We start from the raw sequence: 14,681 nt of genomic DNA, 5'->3' as shown, positions 1-14,681 counted from the left end.
GGGCATGCCGGCCCGGCGGTGTCGGAAATCCATCATGAATGCCCTATTAGCCTTGTCCCGCTTGATCGACGCGATCAACACGGCGGTCGGCCGGTGCGTGACGTGGCTGACGCTGGTCGTCGTCGTCATCAGCGCCGGCAACGCCGTCATCCGCAAACTGTTCCAGACCAGCTCCAACGCGTGGCTGGAGCTGCAGTGGTATCTGTTCGGCGCCATTTTCCTGCTGGCCGCCGGCTACACCCTGCTCAAGAACGAGCACGTGCGCGTGGACGTGCTCTCGTCCAAGCTGCCGCGCCGCGCGCAGGTGTGCATCGACATCTTTGGCGTGCTTTTCTTCCTGCTGCCGGCCTGCGTGCTGATCGCCTATCTGTCGTGGCCCATGTTCATGGACTCCTACGTGACGCATGAAATGTCTTCCAACTCCGGCGGCCTGATCCGCTGGCCGGTCAAGCTGCTGATTCCCGTGGGCTTCAGCCTGCTGATCCTGGCCGGCATTTCGCACCTCATCAAGTGCGTGGGTTTTCTGATGGGGCGCTGCCCCGATCCGGGCGCGCGCGAGGAGGCCGAGTCGGCGGAGGAAGCGCTGGCGCGCGAGATCGCCGAGGAGGCGCGGCAGCGCGAAGCGCGCGAGCTGGGCCAGCGCCAGCCGGGCGATGACGGGGAGGGCCGTTGAACATGGATTTCTTCATTGCAAACATGGCCCCCATCATGTTCGCCTCGCTTGTGGTGTTCCTGCTGCTGGGCTTTCCGGTGGCGTTCGCGCTGGCGGCCAACGGCATTCTGTTCGGCCTGATCGGCATGGAACTGGGGCTGCTCAATGCCGCGCTGTTCCAGGCGCTGCCGCAGCGGGTGTTTGGCATCATCGCCAACGATACCTTGCTCGCCGTGCCGTTCTTCACCTTCATGGGGCTGGTGCTGGAGCGCTCCGGCATGGCGGAAGACCTGCTGGAAACCATCGGCCAGCTCTTCGGCACCGTGCGCGGCGGACTGGCGATTGCCGTGGTGTTCGTGGGCGCGATGCTGGCGGCCACCACCGGCGTGGTGTCGGCCTCGGTCATTTCCATGGGCCTGATCTCGCTGCCCATCATGCTGCGCTACGGCTACGACCGCCGGCTGGCCAGCGGCATCATCGCGGCATCCGGCACGCTGTCGCAGATCATTCCGCCTTCGCTGGTGCTCATCATCCTGGCCGACCAGTTGGGCCGCTCCATCGGCGACATGTACCGTGGCGCCATCGTGCCGGGCTTCGTGCTGGCGGGCGCCTACGTGGTCTTCGTGGTGGTGATGTCGCTCATCAAGCCGGACAGCGCGCCGGCCCTGCCCGAAGAGGCGCGTTCCTTCCGCGAGCCCAACGGCACGCGCGGCGGGCGCTCGCTGCTGGTGCTGATGATCATCTCGGCGGCCTCGGCGTATTTCGCCGGGCAGTACCTGGAGTCCGACACCGCGCCCATCGACGAGCAGATCGTGCTGTCGCTGCTCATCTGGGGCCTGACCGCCTTCGTCATCGCCATCGTCAATAAGGTGTTCAGGCTGCGCCTGCTGTCGGCGCTGGCCGAGCGCGTGACCTTTGTGATGATCCCGCCGCTCTTTCTCATCTTCCTGGTGCTGGGCACGATCTTCATCGGCGTGGCCACGCCGACCGAAGGCGGCGCCATGGGCGCGGTGGGCGCCATCCTGATGGCGATGTCGCGCAAGCGCCTCTCGCTCAAGCTGCTCAAGCAGGCCATGGACACCACGACCAAGCTGTCGACCTTCGTGGTCTTCATCCTGGTGGGGTCCACGGTGTTCGGCCTGACCTTCCGCGGTGTGAACGGCGACTTGTGGGTGGAACACCTGCTGATCGGCCTGCCGGGCGGGGAGTACGGCTTCCTGATCGCGGTCAGCGCGTTGACCTTCGTGCTGGCGTTCTTCCTCGACTTCTTCGAGCTGGCCTTCATCATCGTGCCGCTGCTGGGGCCGGTGGCCGACAAGCTGGGCATCGACCTGATCTGGTTCGGCGTGCTGCTGGCGGTGAACATGCAGACTTCGTTCATGCACCCGCCGTTCGGTTTCGCGCTGTTCTACCTGCGCTCGGTCGCGCCCAAGGACCGCTACCGCGACAAGGTCACGGGCAAGATGATCGAGCCCGTGACCACGGGGCAGATCTACCGCGGGTCGATTCCGTTCATCGTGATCCAGCTGCTCATGGTGGCGGCCGTGCTGCTGTTCCCGGCCATGGTCATGCACTACAAGAGCGACGCGCCCGAGGTCGACGCCAGCAAGGTGAAAATCCAGGTCGACACCGACTACGGCGGCGGCATCTACGACACGCCGCAAGACCCCGCGGCCGGGTTCAAGTAGCCCGGCGCGGCAGGGCCGGCCGCGTCCTGCAGGCCCAGACCGGCGTGTCCGCGTGCGCCGGCGTCAGCGCGGGGGCGGCGCGGCGTTGCGGCCGAACAGGGCGTTGAGCTCGCTGCCCGCGGCCGCCTGGGCGAAGCCCTCGAGCCGGCCTTCGGCCAGGCCGCGCGCGGCGCGCATGAAGCCGCCCCAGGCCGCGCGCGCCAGCGCGCCGCCCACGCTGACGCGCCGCACGCCCAGGCGGGCGGCTTCGTCGATGGAAAGGCCGCCGGGTGCGCCGAGCAGCAGGTTGACGGGCCTGGGCGCCACGGCCTGCACCACGGCCCGTACTTGTTGCGCCGTCTGGATGCCGGGCGCGTAGAGGCAGTCGGCCCCGGCTTCGGCATAGGCCCGCAGGCGGGCAATGGCGTCGTCCAGATCGGGCGAGCCGGCGAAGAAGTTTTCGGCGCGCCCCACCAGCAGCGTTTCGCCGCCCGCGGCGTCGATGGCCTGGCGCGCCGCCGCGATGCGATGCGCCGCGGTTTCGATGGGCAGCAGCGGGGCGGCCGGGTCGCCCGTGCTGTCTTCGATGGACAGCCCGGCCACGCCGGTTTCGACCGCCAGGGCTACGTTTTCGGCCACTTCGCCGGGCGTGGCCCCGAATCCGTTTTCGAAATCCGCATTGACAGGCAGGCTCGTGGCCCGCACCAGTTCGCGCAGGTGCGCCAGCACGGCATCGCGCGGCAGCGCATTGTCGGCATGGCCGGTGGACCAGGCCAGTCCGGAACTGGTGCTGGCCAATGCCTTGAAGCCGAGGTGCTGCAGAAAGAGCGCGCTGCCGATATCCCAGGGATTGGGCAATACGAAGCAGCCGCTCCGGTGCAACGCCCGGAAGGCGGCGCGTTTTTCGGAAATGCTCGGGGGCATGGGTATCTCTCCGTTTTTAATGAATTCGTCAGCAGGATTTAAGCGGATAGAAATATGACGAAAACCTGAATGGAAAACTGTTTTCAAAACCGCCGAAAACCCGCTTTCATTGTCAAATTTTGAAACTGGAGCCCATTTTTACGCCTATTGCGCTCCGTAATGCGCGCATAATGGGGTCGCTTCCGGGTTTTCCCGGTAGGCTCTTTTTGCAAGCGTGTTGTCACCGTTCCGGCAGTTCGTGGTTCGAAATTCATGTCGTCGTTGCGTGACAGCATGGAATTTTTCACGGAGATGTCTATGACAGACGAGGCAAAACCGCGCAGGCGCTTCCTGCAGGCGCTGGCCATCGTGCCTGCTTCCACCCTTGCGGTGGGCACCATGGCAACCGGCTGTAGCAGCGCCGCCGACAAGGCGGCGCCGGCTTCCGCAAAGGCCTACGAGCCTACCTATTTCACCAAGCCCGAATGGGCGTTCATCGTGGCCGCGGTGGATCACCTGATTCCCGAAGACCAGTACGGTCCCGGCGCCGTCGCGGCGGGCGTGCCCGAATTCATAGACCGCCAGATGGAAACGCCCTATGGCCACGGCAAGCTGTGGTACATGCAGGGGCCGTTCCACCCCGACGTGGCGCCCGAGCTGGGCTACCAGCTCAACCAGAACCCCCGCGAGCTGTACCGCCACGGCATCGCCGCCTGCGATGCGTGGTGCAAGAAGACGCACGGCAAGGTCTTCGCCGAGCTCGACAAGCCGGTCCAGGAGCAGGTGCTGAAGGACATGCAGGCCGGCAAGATCGAATTCGATACCGTGCCCGCCAAGACCTTCTTCAGCTACCTGCTGACCAACACCAAGGAAGGTTTCTTCGCCGACCCGATGTACGGCGGCAACAAGGGCATGGTGGGCTGGAAGATGGTGGGTTTCCCGGGCGCGCGTGGCGATTACATGGATTGGGCCGACCAGCCTAATGTCAAGTATCCCTACGGCCCTGTGTCGATTTCCGGGGAAAGGGGCTGAGCGATGGCGATCAAGAAAGAAAAAGTCGATGCCGTGCTGGTGGGTTTTGGCTGGACCGGCGCCATCATGGGCCAGGAACTCACGGAAGCCGGCCTGAACGTGCTGGCGCTGGAGCGCGGCGGCATGCAGGACACGCCCACGGATGCGGAATATCCGAAGGTGCTGGACGAACTCGCCTATTCGGTGCGCGGCAAGCTGTTCCAGGATCTCTCCAAGGAAACCGTGACGATACGGCATGGCGTCGACGACGTGGCCGTGCCGTATCGCCAGAACGGCTCCTTCCTGCTGGGCACCGGCGTGGGCGGGGCGGGCTTCCACTGGAACGGCATGCACTACCGCATCCTGCCCGAGGAACTGGAGCTGCGCACGCGCTACGAGACGCGCTACGGCAAGAAGTTCATCCCGGAAGGCATGACCATCCAGGATTTCGGCGTCACGTTCGACGAGCTGGAGCCCAGCTTCACCAAGTTCGAGTACGTGTGCGGCACCTCGGGCAAGGCCGGCAACCTCAACGGCAAGATCGTCGAGGGCGGCAATCCGCACGAAGGCCCGCGCAGCAAGGAATACCCGCTGCCGCCCCTGACCACCACCTACGGCGCGCAGCTTTTCGAGAAGGCCGCCCGCGAAGTGGGGTTCAACCCCTATCCGGCGCCGGCGTCCAATGCGTCGGGCCCGTACACCAATCCGTACGGCGTGCGCCTGGGGCCCTGTAATTTCTGCGGGTTCTGCGAGAACTACGGGTGCTACATGTACTCGAAGGCCTCGCCGCAGACGACCATTCTGCCGGTGCTGCTCAAGAAGCCGAACTTCGAGCTGCGCACGCACTCGCACGTGATCAAGGTCAACCTGGACTCTTCCGGCAAGAGGGCCGTGGGCGTGACCTACATCGACGCCCAGGGGCGCGAGGTGGAACAGCCCGCCGACCTGGTGATCCTGTCGGCCTACCAGATGCACAACGTGCGCCTGCTGCTGCTTTCGGGCATCGGCAAGCCCTACGATCCCAAGACCAACGAAGGCGTGGTGGGCAAGAACTACGCCTACCAGATGAACGGCGCGGTGAACGTGCTGCTGCCCAAGGGCACCCAGCTCAATCCCTTCGTGGGCACGGGCGCGGGCGGCGTGAGCATGGACGACCTGAACGGCGACCAGTTCGACCACGGGCCGCTGGGCTTCGTCGGCGGCGCCAGCATCCGCCACGTGCGCTACGGCGGGCGCCCCATCAAGCAGACGCCCACGGTGCCGGGCACGCCCGCGTGGGGCACGGCCTGGAAGGCCGGCGTGCAGGACGCCTACCAGCGGTTCCTGACCATCGGCATTTCCGGATCGGTGATGTCGTACCGCGACGCCTATCTGTCGCTGGACCCGACCTACAAGGACAGCTTCGGCCAGCCGCTGCTGCGCATGACCTTCGACTGGCATGACAACGAGTTCGACATGCTGGCCTACATGGGCAAGCGCATGGAGGAAGTGGCCAAGGCCATGAATCCCGAGAAGCACTTCGTGGCCGTGCGCAAGAAGGGCGCCCGCTACGACACGCGCGTCTACCAGAGCACGCACAACACGGGCGGCGCGATCATGGGCGCCAACCCCAAGGAAAGCGTGGTCAACAAGTACCTGCAGAGCTGGGACGTGCCCAACGTGTTCGTCATGGGCGCCTGCGTGTTCCCGCAGAACATGGGCTACAACCCGACCGGCCTGGTCGGCGCCCTGGCGTTCTGGTCGGCCAAGGCGATCCGCGAGCAGTACCTGAAGAACCCCGGTCCGCTGGTCCAGGCTTGAGGAGGGACGCGTCATGATGAAGCAAACCATAGCCGCGGCCCTCGCTCTGTGCGCCGCAAGCGCCGCCTGGGCCGCCGAGGGCACGCCCGCCGCGGCCGACGCGCAGCTCGTCAAGCAAGGCGAATACTTGTCCCGCGCGGGCGACTGCATCGCCTGCCACACCGCCAAGGACGGCAAGCCCTTTGCGGGCGGCCTGGGTCTGGATTCGCCGCTGGGCGTCATCTATTCCACCAACATCACGCCGGACAAGGAAACCGGCATCGGCGAATACAGCCTGGAAGACTTCGACCGCGCCGTGCGCCATGGCGTATCCAAGGACGGCCACACGCTGTATCCGGCCATGCCGTATCCCTCGTACGCCAGGATGTCGCCCGACGACGTGAAGGCGCTGTATGCGTACTTCATGCAGGGCGTGCAGCCGGTCAGGCAGGAGAACAAGGACACGGACATCGTCTGGCCGCTCTCCATGCGCTGGCCGCTGGCGGTGTGGCGCTGGATGTTCGCGCCCGACGTCGCGACCGCGCCCGTTACCGTGCCCGACGGCGCGGACAAGCAGGCGCTGCTGCGCGGCCAGTATCTGGTCGAGGGCCTGGGCCACTGCGGCACCTGCCACACGCCCCGCGGCTTCGCGCTGCAGGAGAAGGCGCTCACCGACGCCGACGGCTCCGACTATCTGTCCGGCGGCGTGGTCGAGGGCTGGCTGGCCAAGAACCTGCGCGGCGATCCGGTGGACGGCCTGGGCGCCTGGAGCAAGGAAGACATCGTGGCCTTCCTGAAGTCCGGGCGCAACGGGCATTCCGCCGCCTTCGGCGGCATGGCCCAGGTGGTTTCGGACAGTACGCAGCACCTCTCCGACGAGGACCTGAACGCCATCGCTGCCTACCTGAAGAGCCTGCCGCCCGCCCGCAAGGACGCGGCCGCGGCCCTGACGTACGACCCGGCCGTGGCGCAGGCGCTGCGCACCGGCAAGGACCAGGGCGACGGCGCCATGACCTTCCTCAACAACTGCGCGGCTTGTCATCGCAGCACCGGCAAGGGCTACGAGCAGACCTTCCCGCAGCTGGCGCTGAGCAGTACGGTCAACTCGGCCGATCCGACCTCGCTCATCCACATCGTGCTCAAGGGCGCGCAGATGCCGGGCACCGGCGCGGCGCCCACGCGCTATGCGATGCCGGGCTTCGACTGGCGCCTGACCGACAAGGAAGTGGCCGATGTCGTGACCTTCGTGCGCGCGAGCTGGGGCAACAAGGGCGCGGCCGTTACCGCGTCCGACGTGGCCAAGGTGCGCAAGGATGTCGGCGCGGCGGCCGCGCCGGCCCGCTGAGCGGCATCCCCGACGGCCGCGCCCGCCGCGCGGCCCCGGCGCCGGAAAGCCATGCGCTTTCCGGCGTTTTTTTTTTGCCGCCGGGCCGCTTCAAGGCAAACAGACGGCTTCTTTTGGGGCGGCAAGCCGGGGGGCTTTGTCCGCCGCGCGGCCCGGCCATTAAGTTCCGCCTTAAGTGTGCAATTGCAGGCCGTTAATCTCAGGCGCGGCGGCGCTTTCTACACTGGGGCCTGTCCATCACGGGGAGCCTTGCCATGACGCGCCAATACGATTTCGTGCTGTTCGACCTGCTGACCGCCTTGCTCGATTCCTGGACGCTGTGGAACAGCGTGGCGGGCGGGGAGGAGGCGGGGCGCGCGTGGCGGGCCGCCTATCTCAGGCGCACCTACGCCTGCGGCGCGTATCGGCCCTATGAAACCCTGGTGCGCGAAGCCGCCTTGGAAACCGGGCTGCCGGGCGGCGTGGCGCAGGCGCTGGAGGCGCGCTGGAGCGAGCTGGCGCCCTGGGAGGGCGTGGCGGGTATGTTGCGGGCGCTGCGCGCCACGCACAGGCTGGGCGTGGTCACGAACTGTTCGGAACGGCTGGGGCGCCTGGCCGCCGGGCGCCTGGGCATGCCCCTGGACGTCATCGTGACGTCGGAGCGCGCCGGCTATTACAAGCCCGATCCGCGGCCCTATCGGCTGGCCCTGGCAGAACTGGGCGCGGAGCCGGCCCGGACGCTGTTCGTGGCGGGGTCGGGATACGATCTGTTCGGCACGTCGGCGGTGGGCATGGACGCGTACTGGCACAACCGCGCGGGGCTGGCGCTGCCCGCGGGGGCGCCCGCGCCGCTGCGCGAAGCCCGCACGCTGGACGGCCTCGCGCAGCTGGCCGGCGCGCCGCCCGCCGGCCCGCGCTAGGCGTCGACGCTAGAAGGACCGGCCGTCGACAGGCCGGACGTCGAGCGACTGCAGGTCCACGCCTTCGAGGCAGCGCGCGTTGACGGCCGCCATGCGGTTGCCGGCGGGATCGACGCCCTCGCCGTAGGGATGGATGCCGCAGACGGGGCAGAAGCGGTGCTGGATGCGCTGCTTGCCAAAGGCATAGGTAGCCAGCTGGTCTTCGGGGGTGGACAGGCGCAGCCGGTCGCGCGGCACGAACCAATGCAGCGAGCCCATCCGCGTGCAGATGGAACAGTTGCAGTCCATGACCTGGGCCAGTTCGCCTTCGACTTCGAAGGCGATCCGTCCGCAGTGGCAGCTTCCCTGGTAGCGCATGGTGTCTCTCTCCGGGTGGCGAGGGCCCCGCCGGTCGGCGCCGCAGGCCCTGACATCGGCAAATTTATCACCGACGGCGGAATCGGGCATGCGCGCCGCGGCGTGCGCTTCAGGCGATGCGCAGCACGTCGGCCAATGGGCGGCGGGGTTTCTGCGGCCACGCTGCGGCGCTCGGGCGCGCCGTGCAGGTTGAGTCCCACGGCGCTGTTCTCGGCGCTGATGGTGACGTCCGGCACCATGACACACCGGCTCAAGCGGCTGGAAAGCGCGGGCCTGGTCGGGCGCGTGCCGAACCAGCGGGACGCGCGCAGCATGCTGGTGCAGCTGACGCCCGGGGGCTGACGCTGATCGACCGTGCGGTGGAGGCGCTCCTGGATAACGAGCGCGTGTTGCCGGCCCCGCTGCCGGCGGCCTGGACGCGCACTGATCGACGCTGCTGCTGGCGCCCGAAACGCCCGCCGGCGAACCCCGGCGCTAGGCACGCGCGGCGCGCCCCGTCAGACCGGCCGTACATAGCGGCGCGCCTGCACGCGCAGGCCGCCCAGTTCGTCTTCCTCGGTGGCGGCGAGGCGCCAGCCCTGCCGTTCGTAGAAGCCGATGGCGCGCCGGTTGCCTTCGATGGCGTACAGGTAGAGCTGTTTTGCGCCGCGCGCCCGGGCCCACCGGGCGGCCTGTTCCACCAGCATCCTGCCCGCGCCGGCGCCCTGGAACGGGCCGAGGACGTGCAGATTGTCGAGCAGCACGCCGCGCGGATCGCCTTCGTCGCGCACGCACGCGAAGCCGATGGGTTCGCCGCCCCGCTCGGCGATGTACACCGCTTGCGGCACGGCTTCGCGCATCCGGCTCTGCCAGTGCACCCGGCGTTCGTCGGCCAGCCCGGTGTCCAGGAATCCGTCGGGCAGCAGGCCGCGGTAAGTCGCGGCCCAGCTGTCGGCGTGCATGCGGGCGATGAGTTCGGCGTCCTGGCTGCCGGCCAGGCGCAGGACGATCGGGGAAGAGGGCATGGGGCGGGTCGGCTCCTGGGACGGTTCCGGGGAGGCGGCTCGGGCGCGGTTGCCGGATGTGGGCGAGGCCCGCGCGGGAGCCGGCCCGCCATGGTAGCGGATCGCGGCCGGTTCCTTCGGCGCTTGCTTGCGGCCCGGCCCGTCGGCGCTTGCTCGCGGGAGCCGGCCCTTGACGGCGGCGGGAGCCTGCTTGCGCCGCATGATTTCCGCGCGCGCCATTATTTCCATCGAGATTATTCCCACCATTACGGACAGGGTGGGTCAGCGCGCAACCGGAACATCTTGCACACCGACCCGCCGACGTGGCGGGGTTTTCATGGCCCCGCCGTTGGCGCATATCCACGGCGGAGCATGCCATGACACTTGCGTTTTCCCCCGCCCCCCCGGCGAGCCGCTGCTCCTGCCGGCTGCGCGCGGCCATCGGCCCGCATGTGGCGGCGCTGGCGCGCGCGGGGTTTTCGGTGGCGCTGGATTTTCCCGCCAACACGCGCCGCAGCCGGCAGTGGCTGCTCAGGCTCGCGCAGGCCGCGGGCTGCGGCCACCGCCTGCATTACCTGGACGTTCCGGCGGCCGAATGCAAGGCCCGCCTGCGCCGGCGCAACGCCGAGGGGGGCATCCGTTCCGCCCCGACGAAGCGGCGTTCGACGCCATCGACGCCTTTTTCGTCGAGCCGGACGGGCAGGAAGGGCTGGTCATCGAGCGCCACTGCGCGCAACACCGCGCGCCTGCTATGATTGCTGGATAAATAACCAGTATACGGACGGCGCGCCGGCTTTTCGCGATGTTTCCCGAGTACCGCTATTACTACCTGCACAATTTCCAGCGCGCGCTTGCCTGGATCGAGGCGCGTTGCGCGGATCTGCTGGACGAGGCCGAGCGGGGCTTCCTGTCGTCGTTCGCCGCGCTGCCGCCGCTTTCGCAGGCGCTGCTGGTGCGCCTGCTGATGCGGCGCGGCCCCTGGTTCCGCGCCAGCCGCCTGGCCTACGAAGAGATTCCCGCCATCGCCGAGGCGGCCGCGCCGCTGCTGGCGGCGGGCTGGCTGGCGGCCGACGATCCCATGACGCTGGAGGAGCTTTTCGCCCTGAGCACCAAGGCCGAGCTCGCGCCGCTGTGCGCCGAGGCGGGCCTGGACCCGGGCAGCATGCGCAAGGCGGACCTGCTGGCGGCGCTGCAGGCGCGCGCGCCCGCGCCGCGCCGCTACGCCGAATGGCGCGCCGACGCCGACATCGCCTGGAAAGTGCGGGCGGCTGCGCTGTGCGAACGGCTGCGGCTGATGTTCTTTGGCAATTTGCGCCAGGACTGGTCCGAATTCGTGCTGGCCGACCTGGGCGTTTTCCAGTACGAGCAGGTGCCGCTGGATCGCGCGGCGCGCGCTTTCCAGTCGCGCGCCGACATCGATTGCTACCTGGCGCTGGCAGCCTGCCGCGAAGCGGTCGACGACGGCGCGGACGTGGCCTCGCTGCTGCGGGCGCTGGACGCCTGCGCCAGCGCCAATCCATGGCTGGAGCAGCGGCGCGCCAAGGTGCTGCTGCGTCTCGGCCAGCGCTGCGAGCGCGAGGGCGACTGGGGCAACGCCGAGGGCGTGTATGCGCAGTGCGCCTATCCGGGCGCGCGCCATCGCCTCGTCCGGGTGCGAGAGCGCATGGGCCGCCACGAGGCGGCGCTGGCGCTCGCCCTGCAGGCCCTGCGCGCGCCCGAGGACGAAACCGAGGCGCAGCGCCTGGCGCGCATGCTGCCTCGCCTGCGGCGCGCGCTGGGGCTGGCCGAGCGGCCGGCCGGCGGCGTCCCCGGCCTGGCGCGCGAGGACGTGTCGTTGCCCAGGTGCGGGGCTGCGCGCGTCGAGGAGCAGTTGCGCGCGCACCTGCACCGCGACGAGGCGCCGGTGCATTACGTGGAAAACACCCTCATCAATGCGCTGTTCGGCCTGTTGTGCTGGCCGGCCGTGTTCGCGCCGGTGCCGGGCGCATTTTTCCACCCGTTCCAGCGCGGCCCGGCCGACCTGGACGCGCCCGATTTCCATGCGCGCCGGCGGCCCCTGTTCGATGCCTGCCTGGCCGCGCTGGACGACGGTTCGTACCGCGATGTCATCCTGCGCCGCCATGCCGAGAAGGCCGGCATCCAGTCGCCTTTCGTGTCCTGGGCCGCGCTGACGGAGCCGCTGCTGCGCCTGGCGCTGGACTGCATCGCCGCGCCGCACCTGAAGCTCTACTTCCAGCGGCTTGCACGCGACGTGCGGAACAACCGCTCGGGCCTGCCCGACCTGATCCGCTTCTGGCCATCCGAAAAACGCTACGAACTGATCGAGGTGAAAGGGCCGGGCGACCGCCTGCAGGACAACCAGATCCGCTGGCTGCGCTATTGCGCCGAGCACGGACTGCCCGCCCGCGTCTGCCACGTAACCTGGCAAGAGGAAGGGGCATGAGCATGAGCCCGCCGGGCCGCCCCAAGGGCGAATACCGGAGTGCGCAGCACGAAGGCGGCCCGATGAGCCCGCCGGGCCGCCCCAAGGGCGAATACCGGAGTGCGCAGCACGAAGGCGGCCCGATGAGCCCGCCGGGCCGCCCCAAGGGCGAATGCCGGAGTGCGCAGCACGAAGGCGGCCCGATGCGCCCGCCGGGCCGCCCCAAGGGCGAATGCCAGGGGGCGCAGCACGAAGATGCTCCCGCGGGCCTGGCGGTGGCGGTGCGGGCATTGTGCGAATTCACGGCGCGGGCCGGCGACCTGGACCTGCGCTTCACGCCCGCGCCTTCCGGCCTGGAGGGCATGGCCGGCCATGCGGCGGTGGCCAGGCGCCGGGGCGGCGGCTACGAAACCGAGGTGGCGTTGTCGGGCGAATTCCGCGGCCTGCGCGTGCGCGGGCGGGCCGACGGCTACGACCCCGCGTCCAACCAGCTCGAGGAGGTGAAGACCTACCGCGGGCGGCTGGAAAACGTGCGGGCCAACCAGCGCGCCCTGCACTGGGCGCAGGCGCGGGTGTACGGGCATCTGCTGTGCGAGACGCGCGGCCTGCCGAGCCTGCGGGTGGCGCTGGTGTATTTCAATCCGGGCACGGAAGAAGAAACGGTGCTGGCCGAAACCTGGGAGGCCGCCGCGCTGGCCGCGTTCTTCCAGGAACAATGCGCGCGGTTTCTGGAGCATGCGCAGGCTGAGCAGGCGCGCCGCCGGGCGCGCGATGCCGCCCTGGCGGCGCTGGCGTTTCCGCACGGGACGCTGCGCAGCGGCCAGCGCGAGCTGGCGGTGGCGACGTACCGACGCGCGCGCGACGGCGGCTGCCTGCTGGCGCAGGCGCCCACCGGCATCGGCAAGACGCTGGGCACGCTGTTTCCCGTGCTCAAGGCCTGTCCCGAGGCGGGGCTGGACAAGGTGTTCTTCCTGGCCGCCAAAGGGCCGGGGCGGGCGCTGGCGCTGGACGCGCTGGACACGATCAACGCGCAGCCCGCCGCGCCGCGGCTGCGCGTGCTGGAGCTGCAGGCGCGCGAGAAGTCCTGCGTGCATCCCGACAAGGCGTGCCACGGCGAATCGTGCCCGCTTGCCCGCGGCTTCTACGACCGGCTGCCGGCCGCGCGCGCGGACGCGTTGCGGTCGGGCCGGTTCGATGCGGCCTCGGTGCGCGCCGCGGCCGCCGGCCACGGCATATGTCCGTATTTCCTGACGCAGGAACTCATACGCTGGTGCGACGTGGCGGTGGGCGACTACAACTACTACTTCGATGCCAGCGCCATGCTGTACGCGCTGGCGCAGGCGCACCAGTGGAAGGTGGCGGTGCTGGCGGACGAGGCGCACAACCTGGTCGAGCGCGCGCGGCGTATGTACACGGCCGAACTGGATCAGCGCCAGCTGGCGGGCGCGCGGCAGGACGCGCCCAAGGCCCTGAAAAAGCCGCTGGACGCGCTCAACCGCGCCTGGAACGCCTTTAACCGCAAGCAGGCCGCGCCCTACGAGGCTTACGAGGCCGTGCCCGCCGGGGTGCTGGCCGCGCTGCAGAACGCGGTGGCCGCCATGGCCGACCACGTCGCCGAGTCGCCGCCGCCGCAGGACGCGCCTTTGCTGCGCTTCTATTTCGAGGCGCTGCATTTCATGCGGCTGGCCGAACAGTTCGGCCCGCATGCGCTGTTCGACGCCTCGCTGGGGGCGGCGGCCGGCGGCGCGCCGGCCCGCGCGCCTTGCTCCACGCTGTGCGTGCGCAACGTGGTGCCCGCGCCCCACCTGGCCGGCCGTTTCGCGGGCGCCCACGCCGCGGTGCTGTTCTCGGGCACGCTCAACCCGCAGCGGTTCTATCGCGACATGCTGGGCCTGCCCGCGCAGGCGGCCTGGATCGACGTGGACGCGCCTTTCCGCCCCGAGCAACTGCAGGTGAGGGTGGCGGGCCACGTGTCCACGCGCTATCGCGACCGCGCGCGCTCGCTCGGCCCCATCGCCGACCTGATCGCCGAGCAGTATGCGCGCAGGCCGGGCAACTACCTGGGCTTTCTGAGCAGCTTCGATTACCTGGCCCGGGTGTGCGAGTCCATGCGCGAGCGCCATCCCGAGGTGCCCGTGTGGGCGCAGACGCCGGGCATGGGCGAGGCCGAGCGCGCCGAGTTCCTGGCCCGTTTTACCGAGACGGGGCGCGGGGTGGGGTTTGCCGTGCTGGGCGGGGCGTTTTCCGAAGGCGTGGATCTGCCGGGCGAGCGGCTCATCGGCGCTTTCATCGCCACGCTGGGGCTGCCGCAAGTGAATGCGGTCAACGAGAACATGCGCCGCGCGCTGGACGCGCGCTACGGAGCCGACCAGGGCTACGACTACACCTATCTCTTTCCGGGTCTGCGGAAAGTGGTGCAGGCGGCCGGCCGCGTCATCCGCACGGTGGAAGACCGCGGCAGCGTGCTGCTCATCGACGACCGCTACCGGCGCGCCCGGGTCAGGCGTCTGCTGCCGTCGTGGTGGCGCGTGGAGACCAGTCCGGCTCCTGCGGGCAACGCCCGGGATCGCGGCTGAGGGCAGCCGTGCGCCGCGCAAATGCGGCCGGGTTTGCGGTAATGTCGGGGACGGCGGCCTGTCGGCCGCCATGCAGCAAACCATGCA

Annotated in this window: 12 protein-coding genes and 1 pseudogene; 10 read left to right on the top strand and 3 right to left on the bottom strand. The window is 69.1% G+C overall.

The window, feature by feature from the left end; genetic code table 11:
* The first annotated feature begins 34 nt into the window (after positions 1-34).
* Both NGJ44_RS19350 and NGJ44_RS19345 read left to right on the top strand, forming a co-directional pair.
* Entirely contained in the window at positions 35-673 is a 639-nt protein-coding gene (locus NGJ44_RS19350) for a TRAP transporter small permease subunit (protein WP_251865211.1), read from the top strand.
* 2 nt (positions 674-675) lie between these two features.
* A complete protein-coding gene (locus tag NGJ44_RS19345; protein WP_251865209.1) occupies positions 676-2,340 on the top strand; it encodes a TRAP transporter large permease in 1,665 nt (554 codons plus the stop codon).
* Positions 2,341-2,403: 63 nt separating this feature from the next.
* On the opposite strand, the gene NGJ44_RS19340 is transcribed toward NGJ44_RS19345, so the two are convergent.
* Complete coding sequence (locus NGJ44_RS19340) at positions 2,404-3,243, bottom strand: isocitrate lyase/PEP mutase family protein (RefSeq protein ID WP_251865206.1); 840 nt, start codon at positions 3,241-3,243, stop codon at positions 2,404-2,406.
* 297 nt (positions 3,244-3,540) lie between these two features.
* Between NGJ44_RS19340 and NGJ44_RS19335 the strand changes: the two genes are divergently transcribed.
* From NGJ44_RS19335 to NGJ44_RS19320, 4 genes are all read left to right on the top strand, one after another.
* Positions 3,541-4,254, top strand: a complete 714-nt coding sequence (locus NGJ44_RS19335; RefSeq protein WP_053245659.1) for a gluconate 2-dehydrogenase subunit 3 family protein — start codon at positions 3,541-3,543, stop codon at positions 4,252-4,254.
* Between the two features lie 3 nt (positions 4,255-4,257).
* Positions 4,258-6,033, top strand: a complete 1,776-nt coding sequence (locus NGJ44_RS19330; protein WP_251865203.1) for a GMC family oxidoreductase — start codon at positions 4,258-4,260, stop codon at positions 6,031-6,033.
* 13 nt (positions 6,034-6,046) lie between these two features.
* Positions 6,047-7,357, top strand: coding sequence for a c-type cytochrome (locus NGJ44_RS19325; protein ID WP_251865202.1), 1,311 nt, complete (start codon positions 6,047-6,049; stop codon positions 7,355-7,357).
* Between the two features lie 254 nt (positions 7,358-7,611).
* The gene (locus tag NGJ44_RS19320) at positions 7,612-8,256 is read left to right on the top strand and encodes an HAD family hydrolase (protein WP_251865200.1); all 645 of its coding nucleotides are present in this window, start codon (positions 7,612-7,614) and stop codon (positions 8,254-8,256) included.
* Positions 8,257-8,265: 9 nt separating this feature from the next.
* Here NGJ44_RS19320 and NGJ44_RS19315 read toward each other — a convergent pair whose 3' ends face one another.
* The gene (locus NGJ44_RS19315; protein ID WP_053243695.1) at positions 8,266-8,613 is read right to left on the bottom strand and encodes a GFA family protein; all 348 of its coding nucleotides are present in this window, start codon (positions 8,611-8,613) and stop codon (positions 8,266-8,268) included.
* Positions 8,614-8,769: 156 nt separating this feature from the next.
* Here NGJ44_RS19315 and NGJ44_RS19310 point away from each other — a divergent pair.
* Positions 8,770-9,026: pseudogene (locus NGJ44_RS19310) on the top strand (MarR family transcriptional regulator); the annotation flags it as partial.
* Positions 9,027-9,110: 84 nt separating this feature from the next.
* Here NGJ44_RS19310 and NGJ44_RS19305 read toward each other — a convergent pair.
* Positions 9,111-9,617 carry a GNAT family N-acetyltransferase gene (locus NGJ44_RS19305; protein WP_053243694.1) on the bottom strand — a complete coding sequence of 169 codons (507 nt, stop codon included), beginning with the start codon at positions 9,615-9,617 and terminating at the stop codon, positions 9,111-9,113.
* A gap of 356 nt (positions 9,618-9,973) precedes the next feature.
* Here NGJ44_RS19305 and NGJ44_RS19300 point away from each other — a divergent pair, with 356 nt between their 5' ends.
* The 3 genes from NGJ44_RS19300 to NGJ44_RS19290 are packed head-to-tail and all read left to right on the top strand — an operon-like array spanning position 9,974 to position 14,594.
* Complete coding sequence (locus tag NGJ44_RS19300; protein WP_251865198.1) at positions 9,974-10,351, top strand: P-loop nucleotide/nucleoside kinase family protein; 378 nt, start codon at positions 9,974-9,976, stop codon at positions 10,349-10,351.
* 47 nt (positions 10,352-10,398) lie between these two features.
* A complete protein-coding gene (locus NGJ44_RS19295) occupies positions 10,399-12,039 on the top strand; it encodes a VRR-NUC domain-containing protein (protein ID WP_251865196.1) in 1,641 nt (546 codons plus the stop codon).
* The gene (locus tag NGJ44_RS19290; RefSeq protein WP_251865194.1) at positions 12,036-14,594 is read left to right on the top strand and encodes an ATP-dependent DNA helicase; all 2,559 of its coding nucleotides are present in this window, start codon (positions 12,036-12,038) and stop codon (positions 14,592-14,594) included. Before NGJ44_RS19295 ends, NGJ44_RS19290 begins: the two co-directional genes overlap by 4 nt.
* The last annotated feature ends 87 nt before the right edge of the window (positions 14,595-14,681 follow it).

The sequence above is a fragment of the Achromobacter sp. Marseille-Q4962 genome, assembly GCF_943737005.1.
GTDB lineage: Bacteria > Pseudomonadota > Gammaproteobacteria > Burkholderiales > Burkholderiaceae_B > Achromobacter.
The sequence above is the reverse complement of the archived record's forward strand: the minus strand, read 5'-3'. Positions and strand labels throughout refer to the sequence as shown.